The 14,284-nt window shown below is 39.5% G+C and carries 11 protein-coding genes; 7 read left to right on the top strand and 4 right to left on the bottom strand.

All coding sequences use genetic code 11. The features are described 5' to 3' along the window. Positions 1-8 precede the first annotated feature (8 nt). The 6 genes from NTX75_04665 (at position 9) to NTX75_04640 (ending at position 8,302) form a co-directional block, all read left to right on the top strand. Complete coding sequence (locus NTX75_04665; protein ID MCX5815521.1) at positions 9-1,313, top strand: hypothetical protein; 1,305 nt, start codon at positions 9-11, stop codon at positions 1,311-1,313. A gap of 233 nt (positions 1,314-1,546) precedes the next feature. Then, positions 1,547-2,542: an SPASM domain-containing protein gene (locus NTX75_04660; GenBank protein MCX5815520.1), complete on the top strand. Its 996-nt coding sequence runs from the start codon at positions 1,547-1,549 to the stop codon at positions 2,540-2,542. A 34-nt stretch (positions 2,543-2,576) separates the two neighbouring features. Beyond that, positions 2,577-4,007, top strand: a complete 1,431-nt coding sequence (locus NTX75_04655; GenBank protein ID MCX5815519.1) for a hypothetical protein — start codon at positions 2,577-2,579, stop codon at positions 4,005-4,007. Positions 4,008-4,067: 60 nt separating this feature from the next. Beyond that, positions 4,068-5,165 carry a DUF1972 domain-containing protein gene (locus NTX75_04650; protein ID MCX5815518.1) on the top strand — a complete coding sequence of 366 codons (1,098 nt, stop codon included), beginning with the start codon at positions 4,068-4,070 and terminating at the stop codon, positions 5,163-5,165. A 75-nt stretch (positions 5,166-5,240) separates the two neighbouring features. Then, positions 5,241-6,689 (top strand): sugar transferase, encoded by a 1,449-nt coding sequence (locus NTX75_04645; GenBank protein MCX5815517.1) that lies wholly within the window; start codon positions 5,241-5,243, stop codon positions 6,687-6,689. Next, positions 6,689-8,302, top strand: a complete 1,614-nt coding sequence (locus tag NTX75_04640) for a tetratricopeptide repeat protein (GenBank protein MCX5815516.1) — start codon at positions 6,689-6,691, stop codon at positions 8,300-8,302. The genes NTX75_04645 and NTX75_04640 overlap by 1 nt, the downstream gene beginning before the upstream one ends. A 74-nt stretch (positions 8,303-8,376) precedes the next feature. Here NTX75_04640 and NTX75_04635 read toward each other — a convergent pair whose 3' ends face one another. Genes NTX75_04635 through NTX75_04620 form a run of 4 tightly spaced genes read right to left on the bottom strand, consistent with a single transcriptional unit; the run spans position 8,377 to position 12,270 of the window. Beyond that, positions 8,377-9,363 carry an electron transfer flavoprotein subunit alpha/FixB family protein gene (locus tag NTX75_04635; GenBank protein MCX5815515.1) on the bottom strand — a complete coding sequence of 329 codons (987 nt, stop codon included), beginning with the start codon at positions 9,361-9,363 and terminating at the stop codon, positions 8,377-8,379. Between the two features lie 19 nt (positions 9,364-9,382). Continuing rightward, positions 9,383-10,180, bottom strand: coding sequence for an electron transfer flavoprotein subunit beta/FixA family protein (locus tag NTX75_04630; protein ID MCX5815514.1), 798 nt, complete (start codon positions 10,178-10,180; stop codon positions 9,383-9,385). A gap of 22 nt (positions 10,181-10,202) precedes the next feature. After that, positions 10,203-10,985 (bottom strand): enoyl-CoA hydratase-related protein, encoded by a 783-nt coding sequence (locus NTX75_04625; protein ID MCX5815513.1) that lies wholly within the window; start codon positions 10,983-10,985, stop codon positions 10,203-10,205. Position 10,986: 1 nt separating this feature from the next. Next, the gene (locus NTX75_04620) at positions 10,987-12,270 is read right to left on the bottom strand and encodes an acetyl-CoA C-acetyltransferase (protein MCX5815512.1); all 1,284 of its coding nucleotides are present in this window, start codon (positions 12,268-12,270) and stop codon (positions 10,987-10,989) included. Between the two features lie 302 nt (positions 12,271-12,572). Between NTX75_04620 and thrS the strand changes: the two genes are divergently transcribed. Further along, positions 12,573-14,282 carry a threonine--tRNA ligase gene (gene thrS / locus NTX75_04615; protein ID MCX5815511.1) on the top strand — a complete coding sequence of 570 codons (1,710 nt, stop codon included), beginning with the start codon at positions 12,573-12,575 and terminating at the stop codon, positions 14,280-14,282. Positions 14,283-14,284 lie beyond the last annotated feature (2 nt).

The following is a 14,284-nucleotide window of genomic DNA, read 5'->3' as shown; positions in this document are numbered from 1 at the left end:
AATCAACCTTGAATATCAATAAAAAAAGAATATGGAGGCTCATAATCTTAACCGCTGCGGCCTTTTTAACAGTGGCATGGATAGCTTTCTTCTTTTTAGGTGAGCAGATAGCAACATTCGTTAATCTTTATGCCGGAAACATGATTATGAAGGCCCTCAAGGGAAAAATAATGGATTCAAAAATATTTATTTACTATCGTTTTAAAGAAGCCATCATTCTCATGTTTACTTTCCTTTGCATACCGATGTTTTTAATTGCCCTCAAAGTGTTATGGCGACGTTTTGGCTGGCGGCATGAATCGCAATGGATCATTTATGCCGCGGGTCTATTCGCGGCCGTTAATCTTTGGCTGGTGGTTGCGGCACAGACGGCTCTTTTTTGGGGATTAATGTGGACAGGCGGTTGGCAGAATATTTCGCAATTTCAATTTAAAAATTGTCTCCTCAGGGAGAACAAATCACCCAGCAAAATCATACTTATGGGCTCCAGTCAGACCAATGCCCAAATCAATGAAGATTTGATCAACAGGGAATTGTCTCCTTCCGTCTGGAGCACGGAATTAACCTTTTTCGGGAGTAAAGCCTTTGACCTGCTTCTAACTTTCCGGTACATATCGAAATATTCAGGTTACGGTACGATTGTTTGTTATTTAAGCGAAACTTATTTTTACGAAGGTGATTACAGCACTACCAGTTCAATCTTTTTTACACCTGCCTTATTATTTGATTTGGCAGCCCTTGATGGATTTAAAGCAATAAATCTTCAGGATCTTGTTGTCGGCGCCGCCGGTTATATGCTGCCGCTTTTTAGGTACCGGGACGTCTTTGCCCGCCGGATATTGGGCGATTTCATCGTGAATTTGCAACAGAATAAATTTAATGCTGAACTTGAACAAGATTTGGAGGACCGGGCTACAAGAGTGGCAAAGGGCTACAAAGATGGGCATGCTTCAGCTTTTCAGAAGCGTGCCCTATTACTATTCCTGGAGGAGTGCGGTCGTCGTCAACAAAAGGTTTTTTTGTTATGCGGCCAGGTCAATCCTGCCCTTGCCCGGCATATGGAACCATCTTTACGAAAAGATATGCTTACTTTTCTATCATCCCTGCCGGATCGTTATCCCCATGTGGAAGTTGTCTGTGCGGAAGAGATGCCCCGGCAGAATGCCGAAGACTACATGGATCTGACCCACGTGAGTCCCGAGATGCAAGTGCGCTTCACTCAGTTTCTGCTGGAATATTTAAAAAAACGATTTCCCCCCTCTGCATCCCTGGATTATGGAAGCAGGACTGTCTCGCAGTGCAGTGAGCGATAGATGTGGTTGAATCTCTTGAGGGTGTTTATTTTTTTTCTTCAGGAGATTCGTCAAACCCTTACACTGTTTTTGGAACTCCTGCGACAACCATTCCCGAGTATGGCAATCTTTTTGAGTTTAAATATTGTGGCGGAAAGGAAAACAATCAATATGACGGGTTGTTTCGGGTATATGAATATCATTGATATTTAAATGTTTGAGGGTTATGCTGTCTGCAAATATATTGGAAAACCATGTTATTATCAAAATATAACAACTTAAATTTATTCATTAAAAGACATTATCGAAGTTTAATCCCATTCTTAACTTTAAAAAAAATTATTAACATTTTAGCTGCTTTTACAGAGAAACTGTTAAACAGAACGAGCTGCGTTTCAAGACCGTTTGTTTTTAGAATCGATCCATGCACAGTTTGCAATCTACGCTGCACGAGATGTCCTACTCCTAATCTTCCAGCACCTGAGAAGCCTAAAATGGAGGTAGCCGAATTTAAGAGAACTGTCGATAAAATAAATAAATTTGCATTAAGAATCTCATTGTATAACAATGGCGAACCTTTGTTAAATAAAGGCATTTTTGAAATGTGCAAATATGCCAGTGAAAACAGAATAAGTACACTCATCAGCACAAATTTTACTCTATTTAAACGGGAAGATGTTGAAACTTTGTTTAAGAGCGGTTTGGCAGTTTTGGAACCTTGCCTGGATGGCTTTACTCAGGAAAATTATATAAAATATAGAGTAGGCGGTGATGTTGAAACGGTTAAAAAGGGAATAAGAAATGTTATGCAATATAAACGAGAAAATAAGCCTAAATGGCCTTTTGTGGATGTCCAGGTCGTACTTTTTGAACATGTAAAAGACGAACTTCCTTTGATTAAGCAATTCCTGGAAGAATGCAAGGTAGACCAGATAACGTATAGACTTGATTTTCATAACACGGTATATAACCAATATCAGACTCCAAGCAATGACGTATGCTTTTGGCTTTATTTTGCAATGTTGATATCGACTGACGGTAATGTCTACCCTTGCTGCGTGAGAAGGGAGATTCCTTACGGTAATATTTTTGAACAAAACCTTGATGAAATTTGGAATAATAAATATTATAGGTTCTCTCGATCTCTCTTTGCTAAAGGGCAGGATATCCCATACAATGAAGAGATGCTAAGGATTCCATGTTTTCGCTGTGATCATTTCAAAACAAAACGAAAGATGTTAAACAGCTGAATCGTATACTTTATAGAGCATAAGATACTCCAGAATGAAAAAAAACATCATCTTACATCCTTTCATCTTTGCGCTGTTACCATTATTTCATTTATATAGCCTTAATTTTCATGAGTATCCTTCAACGGTTATTATAAAACCGTTGATTGTCCTGACAGGCATAACCATCATTTTTCTTATTTTTTTTAACAGAATCTTTCATAACAAGTATAAAACAGCCGTCTTTTTTTCTGTTACAATTTTGCTGGTTTTTTCATTTGGTCCATTATGTGAATTTTTTGAGAGAATCGATTTTATCTTACTACGTTTTAGATATTTAATAATTCTATATCTTTTGTTGTTTGCCGCTATATTGTTTTTTCTCATTAAAGCACATATAAATTTTAAAAAGGTTTCCAGTGTTCTTAATTTAGCAGGTTTGATTATCTTGTTCTCTATTTGTGTAAATTTTATAAATGTTTTGTACATTGCATGGGGTGATTTGTCAGAAAATCCCCAAAAAAACATTTCAGATTTTAAAAGTCTCCCCAATAATTATAATTTACCAAATATTTACTATATCATACTTGATTCATATGCTAACAAGGAGGATATAAAAGATGTAACGGGTTTTGATAATGAAGATTTTATCACCTATTTGGAGAAAAAGGGCTTCTTAATTACTACGAAAAACCGAAGCAATTACAACTTTACTCATTTGTCAATGGCTGCGACACTTAATATGGATTATTTGCCTATGGAAAAAATACAGAGTGATGTTTTTAAATTCAAAAAAGGCACAATCTTTTTTAAAAGAATAAAAAACAGTCAGGTGATAACTTATTTAAAATCATTGGGTTATCAGTATGTAGATTTATCTAATTTTAACAGCAGATATTACAGTATCGAATTTAGCAGTAGCTTATTATTCATGACCGTTTTAGGCACCCCATTTTTAAGAAACTATATTGCTGGACTATTGCTAAAAGACTACGTGCTTTCAACCTTAGATTCATTAGAAAAGCCCATAAATGTTGAAAAACCTGTTTTTGTCTATGGGCACATTCTGATTCCCCATTTTCCAGCAATGTTTGATAAAAATGGAAACACGCCACCCTTTTTTCAGTCAAATGTGCAAAAGCTCTATATAAACCAGCTTATATATACAAATACGCGGGTGGAAAAAATAATTGATAATATTTTATCAACTTCAAAAAAAAGACCAATCATAATAATTCAAGGTGACCATGGACCTAACTTTTTAATCAAAGATAAAGAGAAGCAGATGAAGATGCGAACAAGTATTTTAAATGCTGCCTATCTGCCAGATGAGAGAGAAAGTATTTTCTACGATTCAATGACATCTGCAAATACTTTTAGAATTATTTTTAATAAATATTTTGGAACCGGTTTAAAGCTTTTGCCAGATATAAGTTATTACCAAGACGATGAAAGGGGTAGACTTTTTGTTTATAGTCCCAATTAAAATATATTTAATGCCCTTATACTACAAAAAATGGTTTATACATTTAATTAGGATTGAAGAATGAAGATTGCTATTCTTGGAGCAAGGGGGATTCCTGCACGATACGGTGGTTTTGATACCCTGGTTGAAGAGCTTTCCGTAAGGCTTGTAAATCAGTATGGTATAGATGTTACTGTATGTTGCAGAAGTAATTATTATCAGGATAGACAGGAATGTTATTCAAATGTTAAATGTACTTATATCTCATGCTGGCGTATAAAGGGGTTAGAGAGTCTTCTTCATACGTTCCTTTCTGCCCTTCATGCAATAACAAAGAGGTTTGATATTATATTTATAGTTGACCCCGCAAATGCCCCGATCGGGATATTTCTGAAATTATCAGGTCAGAAGGTTGTAATCCATACCGATGGATTAGGTTGGAAGCGGCGTAAATGGGGGAAATTATCAAGACGATACTACAAATGGGTAGAGGCGCTCTCTGCAAAATATATCAAGACAATCGTTACCGATAACCCCGTAATGAGGGAATATTACATACAGAATTACAACAGGGACTCGGTTTGTATTGCTTATGGTGCAGAAAACTCTTCTGGTTTTGATGATACAGTTTTGCAGGAGCTTGGAATTAAAAGAAAATTTTATTTACTTGTGGTGGCAAGATTAGAGCAGGAGAACAATACCGACCTGATAGTAAGAGAGTATGTTTCAGCAAAGATAGATATGCCGCTTGTAGTGGTTGGGGATGCGCCTTACGATAAGAAATATATGGAGACACTTCAGAGCATTGCCAATGAAAAAGTATTGTTTGCAGGTCGTATAGATGACCAGGCAAAGCTAAATACATTATATGCCGAGGCATATCTTTATATCCATGGACATGAGGTTGGTGGGACAAACCCTTCGCTGCTCAGGGCAATGGGGCTTAAAACAGCGCCACTTGTTATTGATGTCCCCTTCAATACGTCTGTTATTGAAGATTGTGGTTTTGTTTTTGATTCAACAGATGGGAATCTTTCAAGAATATTAAAGAAACTTGCCGGGGCTTCTGAGATAGTTGAGCAAAAAGGTCATTTGGCAAAAGACAGGGCAGATACACATTTTACATGGGAATCCGTGGTGGCCCAGTATAAAGATTATTTTGATGAAATCTCTCGATAGTTTTTTTATTTAACGATAGATGAGAAATCTTGACAATTTATACGATTATTTTATACAAATGCTATGGGTAATTAAATGATAAGGGAAAGAGAACGATACTACGCACCAATAATTTTTTTCTTAGACATCATATCTACATTTCTTTCTTATGGTTTAAGCGTTTATTTTTATCTAAGAATCATTATTGCGTTCGACCCTGGCCTGACAGGTTTGAAAATTCCAGTATCACCATTTCTCTATTGGCACAATACATTAAATGTTATTCCCTTTTTGGTGGGCGTATTTATTTTCTTTTTCCAATTTATTTATAGGAAGGAGTATCTTCAAAGAAATAAGACCGTTGATTTTATTCTCCAGACCGTTTTCCCTTGCTTAGTTGCTGTGGCAATCTTTTTTGTTTTATTGTTTATTAACCCGTTGTTCGGGGTAAATTTTTGGTTCATAACCACTTTTGTTGTGTTTCTCTGGATTTTGCTTTCAATAAACAGAATTGTTATATTATCCCTCATCAGATTTTTACAAAACAGGGGCAGTTTCGTAAGGTATATCCTCATAATTGGAACAAATACGCAAGCTGTACAAATAGCAAATCTGTTCGATAGTCACCCCGGGTGGGGTATAAGGGTTGTGGGTTTGCTGACATATGACACCAATGAGATTGGAAAAAATGTTTTTAATTATAATGTCCTGGGTATGGTGGATGATTTAATGTTTGTGCTTGAAAAAAATGTTATCGATTTTGTTTTTCTGGCGCAGGCATCTGACAGGGTTACACAACTCCAGAATGTCTCACTCAGGTGCAGGACGGTCGGGATTGATTTTATCATGGATATCTCAATACTGCTTCAAAAGATGAGTAAAATTTCAGTGGAATATGCTGAAGATTCCTCGTTTATTATTTTTAAGCCTGTCCGGCATAGTAATGAAATGCTTTTCATCAAACGCCTTATTGATATCGTTTTGTCTGGCATCCTTATTATTCTCTGTGCGCCTTTATGGATTATTGTTTCGTTTCTTATTAAAAGGGATTCATCTGGCCCGGTATTTTTTATACAGGAAAGAGTTGGCAAAAACGGCAGGCTTTTCCCCATGTATAAATTTCGTTCCATGGTTACGGGAGCTGATAAAATGCAGGTTCATTTGACGCATCTTAATGAGATGGATGGTCCTGTTTTTAAAATTAAGGATGATCCAAGGCTTACGCGTATCGGCAAATTTCTCAGGAGAACAAGCCTGGATGAACTCCCGCAGTTGTTTAATGTTTTAATGGGTAACATGAGCCTTGTAGGGCCAAGACCTCCAATTTTAAAAGAGGTGCTCCTGTACCACCCATGGCAGAGAAAGAGGCTATCTGTTACGCCTGGAGTTACATGCCTCTGGCAGGTCACCGGACGAAATGAGATTAAGTTTGATGAGTGGATGAAGCTCGATATGCAATATATAGATAACTGGTCTCTATTGCTGGATATTAAAATTCTTTTTATGACGATTAAGGCCGTAATTTCAAGAAGAGGGGCACTATAATGGGTTTTTTAAAGCGTATTTTTACCTTAGGGAAAGATGAAATATATGACGAAGCAATGAGGCTTTTTAATCAGCATAATTATAGGGAGGCAATTGAAAGATTTGAGGAGATATTAAAAAGAAAAACCTCTACAAAAAGTCTTCACTATAATCTGTCACGAGTTTATATCAGTCAATCCCATCGAAATATCGGGATAATTCTATTTGCGATGGGGAATTATTCTGAAGCACTCCAGGAATTCAATATGGCGCTGGAGTATAATCCAAGCTACCATGAACTGAATTATTTTATCGGTGTATGTAAGAATAATCTTGGTGAATTTGATGGTGCAATTGAAAACTTTAATGCTGTACTGGATACCGATCCATCTAATCTGCCCACCAGATTAAAACTTGGTATAGCGCTCCATAACTACAAAATGTGGGACAAAGCGGTTAGTCTTTATAAAAATATTCTGCAGACAAATCCAAAATATGCGGATATTCATTATAATCTGGGACTTTCATATTTAGGGCAGGGAAAGATCAATGAAGCTATTGCAGCCTTTGAAGGTGCGCTAAAGATTAATGCTGATTATTTACAGGCCAGAGTAAAAATTGCCATCGCGCAGATATATCTTGGTAATCTTGATAAGGCCCTGGAAAACCTTGTCCCGCTCGTTGAAAAATATCCGAAATATGCAGATATTCATTATTTTCTGGGCGTGGTACATGTTGTTAAAAACGAGTTTGAAGAGGCCATTGAGAGCTTTAAACATGCATTGGAGATTCATCCTTCTTATAAGGATGCAAAAGTGAAGTTGGGCGTTCTTTACTGTCATTTCGAAAAGTTCGATGAGGGGATTAAAGAACTTGAAGATGTGAGCAGGATTGACCCTGGTGACGAGGATATAATAATGATAACAAATGCAATAAAAAATGCGCTTGCAACATCTTCTTATTCCGGCGAAAAATTCAGGGAAATTTACAATAAGGTGTTTTTCAAGGATAAACAGATTACCAGGGCAATGCCCGAATTTAACAAATGTTTGGAAATCAGCCCCGATATATCTGAAATGATCTCTGTTATTATGGGTATCGCGGAAGAGGACCGATCGCTCTGTGAGATGCTGATACCACATGTAAGAGACCATGTTGCAGAAAATGCTGATTATCCTGATTTGCACAATAGCCTCGGAGCGTTATATCTAAAAATAAAACGTTTTGATGAAGCTGAGGCCTCTTTCAGAATGGCGGTTGAATTAAATCCGCAATTTTTGAAGGCCCGTCTTAATTTGTTTCATACCTTGAAGTTATTGAAAAAATACGAAGATGCGATTAAAGAAGGTGAATATATCCTTGCTCATAACGTGACATATCCTGATTTCCATTGTGTTATGGCAGAGATCTATGAGGGCATGACAGACCATGACAAGGCATTGAACAGTGTATTCAAATCACTTGAGATGAACCAGAATTATGCCAGGGCAAACTTTCTCGCAGGCACTATTTATATGAAAAAAGGGGAAAAAGACAGGGCGATTGAGTATTATAACAAATGTCTTGACTCCAAACCTACCGAAGACTTGTCTGTGATGGCGAAAGAAGAGCTAAGGAAATTGGAAGCCACATAAGAAAAAAATCATTGAATAAAAAAAGGGGAGCGTCTTGCTCCCCTTTTTTTATTTGTTGTTTTAATGTGAGCGAGCTACTTGTTCAGTTTTGTTTTGAATTTCTCGATTATTTTTGGGACTACCTGCTTGTAATCGCCAACAATGCCATACGATGCATTCTTAAATATCGGTGCATCAGGATCTTTGTTAATTGCCACAATGCAGTCGGATGTTCTCATGCCGGCGAGATGCTGAATAGCCCCTGAAATGCCGCATGCGATATAGATTTTTGGTTTTACTGTTTTACCGGTCTGGCCTACCTGGTGTTCGTAGGAAATCCATCCGGAGTCTACTGCTGCACGGGAGGCACCGACTGCAGCGCCCAGTATGTCTGCCAGTTCTTTCATCATTTTAAAACCATCATCGCCACCGACGCCTCTTCCACCAGATACGATTATGTCAGCCTCAACAAGATTTACTGCCACTTCTGACTTAATGAACTCAAGCACTTTGGTGTTTAGGTCGCTCTCTGCAATTGAGAATGATTCTTTAACGGTTTCTCCTTGTTTTGAAGCATCCTTTTCAGGCATTGCAAATGCCTTTGGCCTTACCGTTGTGATCTGTGGTTTTGCCTTTTCGTTTACCACTGTGACAGTGTAGTTTCCACCGAAGGCCGCCCTTGTAAGTTTTATCTGGCCGCCATCTATCTTAATGCCAATACTGTCAGTGCAGAGTCCGAATCCGAGGCTTGCCGCACTTGCTGCTGATACATCGGTTCCCTGACTCGTTGCCCTGAAAAGTGCAACCTCTGGTTTATATTTATCGAGTAAGAAGCTTGCAGCCTTTGCGTAAGCTTCTGCCCGAAAACCTTTAAATACACCATCCTCAACAGAATATACCTTTGAGGCTCCATAAGAGAATGCTTCTTTTGCAATATTTTCAACATTTTCTCCGACAACAAATGCACACACACTGGAGCCGAGATTGTCAGCGAGTTCTTTGCCGATGCCTAACAACTCAAATGACATTGGTGATGCATTACCGTCTTTATGTTCTATATATACCCATACATCGTTAGCCATTTATTCTCCCTCCTCCAGGTTATTTTATAACTTTCAAATCGATAAGTTTGTCTGTCACGATATTTGCAATATCTTCAAGCTCACCCTTTAATATTTCACCAGCTCCCCTTGGGGGCGGTACGGCAATCTCAACTACTTTTGTAGAGGCGCCTTCATGACCGACTTTGGCTTTATCAATACCTAAATCATCGGCATTCCAGGCAGGTATTTCAATTTTTGCTGCCTTTCTGATTCCCATCAAGTTTGGAAGCCGCGGCTCATTGATACCCTTTATAACTGAAACAACGGCAGGGAGTTTTGCTTCAATGACTTCAATGCCGCCTTCTATTGACCTTTCTACAACGATCTTTTTGTTTGCTGCATCGATCTGCCTTACCTTGGATACATAAGTAAGTTGGCTGAAACCAAGGATGGAAGCAAGTTCTGCACCGACAACACCGGTATTTCCGTCAGTAGACTGTTTTCCACAGAATACAACATCCACATCGCCGATCTTTTTAATTGCAGCAGCCAGGATGTACGCAGTTGCATATGTGTCTGAACCTGCGAAGGCATCATCTGTCAGGCGGTGTACTTCATTAACGGTGAGTGCAAGGGCATTTCTCAGGACATCACTTGCCTTTTCCGGACCCATGGAAATAGCAATAATGTCTCCGTCGAAATTTTCTCTTGTAAGAAGCGCTTCCTCAAGAGCAAATTCGTCGAAAGGGTTTATTATCGGATCCATACCGTCTCTTTTTAGAGTTCCCTTAGGGATATCCCATTTGATTTCTGCTTCTGTATCAGGAACCTGTTTTATACATGTTACTATCTTCACAGTATCCTCCTTTTAGTTTTTATTATTCACCTGTAAAGGTGGGTTTCCTTTTTTCAACAAATGCAGTCATACCTTCTTTCTGATCTTTTGTGGCAAAACATAGGCCAAAATCCTTTGCCTCTACCATGAGCGCTTCGTCCGTGCCAAGGTAAAGACTCTTGTTGATACATTCCTTGGCAAGCCTTACAGAGAAAGGACCATTGGCCTTTATACTCTCGGCAAGAGCTATGACTTCCTTCATCAGCTCTGCATGGGGGATTATCTTGTTGATAAAACCCATTTCGTATGCTTCCTGTACAGTTATAGTTTTCCCTGTGAAAATCATCTCTTTTGCTTTTGCTAATCCCACAAGTTTTGCCGCCCTTTGTGTACCACCGAAACCGGGATGTATGCCCAGTGTGGTTTCAGGAAAACCCAACCTGGCTTTGTCGGAGGCATAGATGAAATCACAGGCAATGGCAATTTCAAACCCCCCACCGAGGGCATAGCCATTTACTGCAGCAATAACCGGTTTACTCATATTCTCAAGGGCTGAAAGGGCTTCGTGTCCCCTCTGCGAAAATTGCATCCCCTCGAGGGCGGTCATGTCTTTCATTTCAACGATATCTGCCCCTGCCACAAAAGCCCTGTCACCTTCACCGGTGACAATTACAACCCAGACATCCTTATTAATATTAAGCGCCTCGGCTGCGTCCCTTATCTCGTCAAGGGTTTCGGAATTAAGGGCATTTAGGGCCTTAGGTCTGTTTACCTTAACAATTGCAATTCTGTCTTTTATTTCAATTATTAAGTTTTTATAATCCATTTTATGCCTCACATTCGATGACTGCTGCCAGACCCATACCGCCGCCGATACACATGGAAACAAGACCATATTTCAGACCAAGTCTTCTCATCTGATATAGGGCCGTTGTGACGAGTCTTGAACCAGTGCAACCGATTGGATGACCGAGGGAGATGCCGCCGCCGAACATATTGCATTTATCCGGATTGACTTTCAACTCTCTCATGCAAGCGATAGCCTGGGATGAGAATGCCTCGTTAAGCTCGATAAGGTCAATCTGGTCGAGTGTTAAATTTGCCTTTTTCAGCGCCTTTCTTACGGCCGGGATGGGACCGAGACCCATATATGCCGGATCAAGACCGCCGTTTGCCCATGAAACAAGCCTTCCCATTGGTTTTATGCCGAGTTCTTTTGCTTTGTCCCTTGTCATAATGACTACTGCTGATGCTGCGTCATTGAGGCCTGAGGCATTACCGGCAGTAACTGTTCCATCTTTCTTGAATGCCGGCGCGATCTTTGACATCTTCTCAACGGTCGTGTCCATAGGTCTTTCGTCAGTGTCGAAGACAAAGGGATCACCTTTTTTCTTGGGAATGATGACAGGTATAATTTCATCCTTGAAGAGTCCGGCTTTGATGGCTGCCATGGCACGCTGGTGGCTCAGTGCTCCGAACTCGTCCTGTTCGAGGCGGGTGATGCCGTATTTAGCAGCGATATTCTCTGCTGTAACACCCATGTGGTATCCATAAAAGATTTCCCAGATGCCGTCAAGAACCATAAGGTCAATGGCTTTTGTGTCGAACATTCTTGCGCCAAAACGCAAAGATGGAAGTGCAAAGGGTGCAAGGCTCATGTTTTCCATACCGCCTGCTACCACCACATCGTTATCACCGCACTGAATTGACTGTACGCCGTTGATGATTGCCCTTAATCCGGAAGCGCATACCTTGTTGATTGTGTATGCCGCAGTTTCTTTTGGTACCCCACCGTTGATGCTTGCCTGACGGCCTGAGTTTTGTCCGAGTCCTGCCTGAAGAACATTACCCATGACAACTTCGTCAATGACAACCTCTTTTAAGCTGCTGTCGTAGTCGTAGTATTTTGCTTCGAGTTCCGTATCGGTTTTCCCGCCAAAAATATCCGGCGCAACATCTTTATCCTTGCTCTTTGAGGGCCTGATTCCTGCCCTTTTTATTGCTTCTTTGATTGCGATTCCGCCGAGCTGTACGGCAGGTACATCCTTAAGGGATTGACCAAACTGACCTATAGCTGTTCTTGCGCATGATACAATAACTACATCTCTCATAATTCACTCCTTTTCTATGTCATTTGAAAAAAATTTCACAATCTTTTATCTCAATTACAAGGGGTTTGTCAACCATTTTAAATATCATAGACATAGGGGGATAAAAGCACCTTTTTATGCTAATAAAAAATTTTCGGGGAGATGAAAATGCCAATACATATTTTAATAAAAAGTTTTGGAAAAGTTTAACTATAAGAATTGACAAGGAAAAGTTAAAATGTTAAGAATATCTCTCAATTTAATAATCTTATTGAGGTTTTGCATTGAGTGGAGTGGCACATGAAAACAGAAAGAATGAAAATATGGATCTGAATGTTTTAAGACATAGCACGTCTCACCTTATGGCTCAGGCGGTGAAAGAACTTTTTCCTGAGACCAGGGTAGCTATAGGACCATCGATAGAAAACGGATTTTACTATGATTTCGATTACCCCCCTGGTTTTACGGAAGAAGACCTGTTGAAAATCGAAGAGCGGATGAAAGAAATTGTTCAAAGGGATATTCCAATCGAAAGAAAAGTTGTGAGCAAGAACGATGCCCTTGAAATGTTTAAAAATTCCGGTGAAACATATAAAGTGGATATTATCGAGGCAATAGAAGATGATGAGGTAAGCCTTTATAAGCAGGGTGATTTCACGGACTTGTGTAGAGGTCCCCATCTTCCGTCTACAGGTAAAATAAGGGCCTTTAAACTTTTGAACCTTGCAGGTGCATACTGGAGAGGTGATGAGAAAAATAAAATGCTCACAAGGATTTATGGGACAGCCTTTTCAGACGAAAAATCACTGAGCGAATATTTACAGTTTCTTGAAGAGGTAAAGAAACGTGACCACAGAAGGCTTGGTAAAGACCTTGACCTTTTCAGCATCTCCGACGAGGTTGGCGCCGGCCTTGTCATATATCATCCAAAAGGTGCGTTGTTACGGTACCTCCTTGAAGATTTTGAACGGAAAGAACATCTGAAGAGGGGTTATCAATTTGTCGTAGGGCCTCACATCCTGAAGCTCGAAATGTGGAAGAAATCGGGACATTTTGACAATTACAGGGACAATATGTATTTTACAAAGATTGACGATGTTGACTATGGCATAAAACCTATGAATTGTCTTGCCCATATCATGGTATACAAATCAGCCATCAGGAGTTACAGGGACTTACCCCTCAGGTATTTTGAGCTTGGAACTGTAGCCCGGCATGAAAAATCAGGCGTTCTCCACGGTCTTATGAGGGTGAGGGAGTTTACCCAGGACGACGCACATATATTTTTAAGACAGGATCAATTGCATCAGGAGATATTAAACATCATCAATTTTGTGCGCGATACAATGAAAATTTTTAATTTTGAATATGAAATGGAGATAAGCACAAGACCTGAAAAATTTATCGGTACCCTTGAAGACTGGGATAAAGCTGAAATTATTCTCAAAGAGGTTCTGACCGGCGAGATGATACCCTTTGATATAAACGAAGGTGATGGAGCCTTTTATGGCCCTAAAATAGATATTAAGCTGAAGGATGCCATCGGGAGAAAGTGGCAGTGTGCAACGATACAATGTGATTTTGCCCTCCCCGAAAGGTTTGACCTTCATTATGTTGATAGCGATGGAAAGAGAAAAAGACCTGTAATGCTCCACAGGGTGATCCTCGGTGCACTTGAAAGATTCATTGGTGTTCTGATAGAACATTACGGCGGCAAATTTCCTGTATGGTTATCGCCTGTGCAGGTAATCATCATGAATATTACTGATGAGCAGGAAGTATATGTAAAATCGATGTATCAGCGTATGATTGATGAAGGGATAAGGGCAGAACTCGATACAAGAAATGAAAAGCTGAGCCTGAAGATACGTGAAGGGGCAATGAAAAAGGTTCCTTATATGGTTATAGCGGGCAAGAAAGAAATGAATGCAAACCTTATCACTGTAAGGATGAGGGATGGCGGGGAATTGAGAGATGTCCAGTTAATTGATTTTATTGATAGAATAAAAGAGGACAATATTTTCAGGAGGTGAGT

Source organism: Pseudomonadota bacterium (assembly GCA_026388315.1).
GTDB lineage: Bacteria > Desulfobacterota > Syntrophorhabdia > Syntrophorhabdales > Syntrophorhabdaceae > MWEV01.
The sequence above is the reverse complement of the archived record's forward strand: the minus strand, read 5'-3'. Positions and strand labels throughout refer to the sequence as shown.

Excerpts from the sequence above, each read along its gene's own strand:
- NTX75_04660 (MCX5815520.1), top strand. The coding sequence starts at position 1,547 with ATGTTATTATCAAAATATAACAACTTAAATTTATTCATTAAAAGACAT.
- NTX75_04655 (MCX5815519.1), top strand. The coding sequence starts at position 2,577 with ATGAAAAAAAACATCATCTTACATCCTTTCATCTTTGCGCTGTTACCA.
- NTX75_04650 (MCX5815518.1), top strand. The coding sequence starts at position 4,068 with ATGAAGATTGCTATTCTTGGAGCAAGGGGGATTCCTGCACGATACGGT.
- NTX75_04645 (MCX5815517.1), top strand. The coding sequence starts at position 5,241 with ATGATAAGGGAAAGAGAACGATACTACGCACCAATAATTTTTTTCTTA.
- NTX75_04640 (MCX5815516.1), top strand. The coding sequence starts at position 6,689 with ATGGGTTTTTTAAAGCGTATTTTTACCTTAGGGAAAGATGAAATATAT.
- NTX75_04635 (MCX5815515.1), bottom strand. The coding sequence starts at position 9,363 with ATGGCTAACGATGTATGGGTATATATAGAACATAAAGACGGTAATGCA.
- NTX75_04625 (MCX5815513.1), bottom strand. The coding sequence starts at position 10,985 with ATGGATTATAAAAACTTAATAATTGAAATAAAAGACAGAATTGCAATT.
- NTX75_04620 (MCX5815512.1), bottom strand. The coding sequence starts at position 12,270 with ATGAGAGATGTAGTTATTGTATCATGCGCAAGAACAGCTATAGGTCAG.
- thrS (MCX5815511.1), top strand. The coding sequence starts at position 12,573 with ATGGATCTGAATGTTTTAAGACATAGCACGTCTCACCTTATGGCTCAG.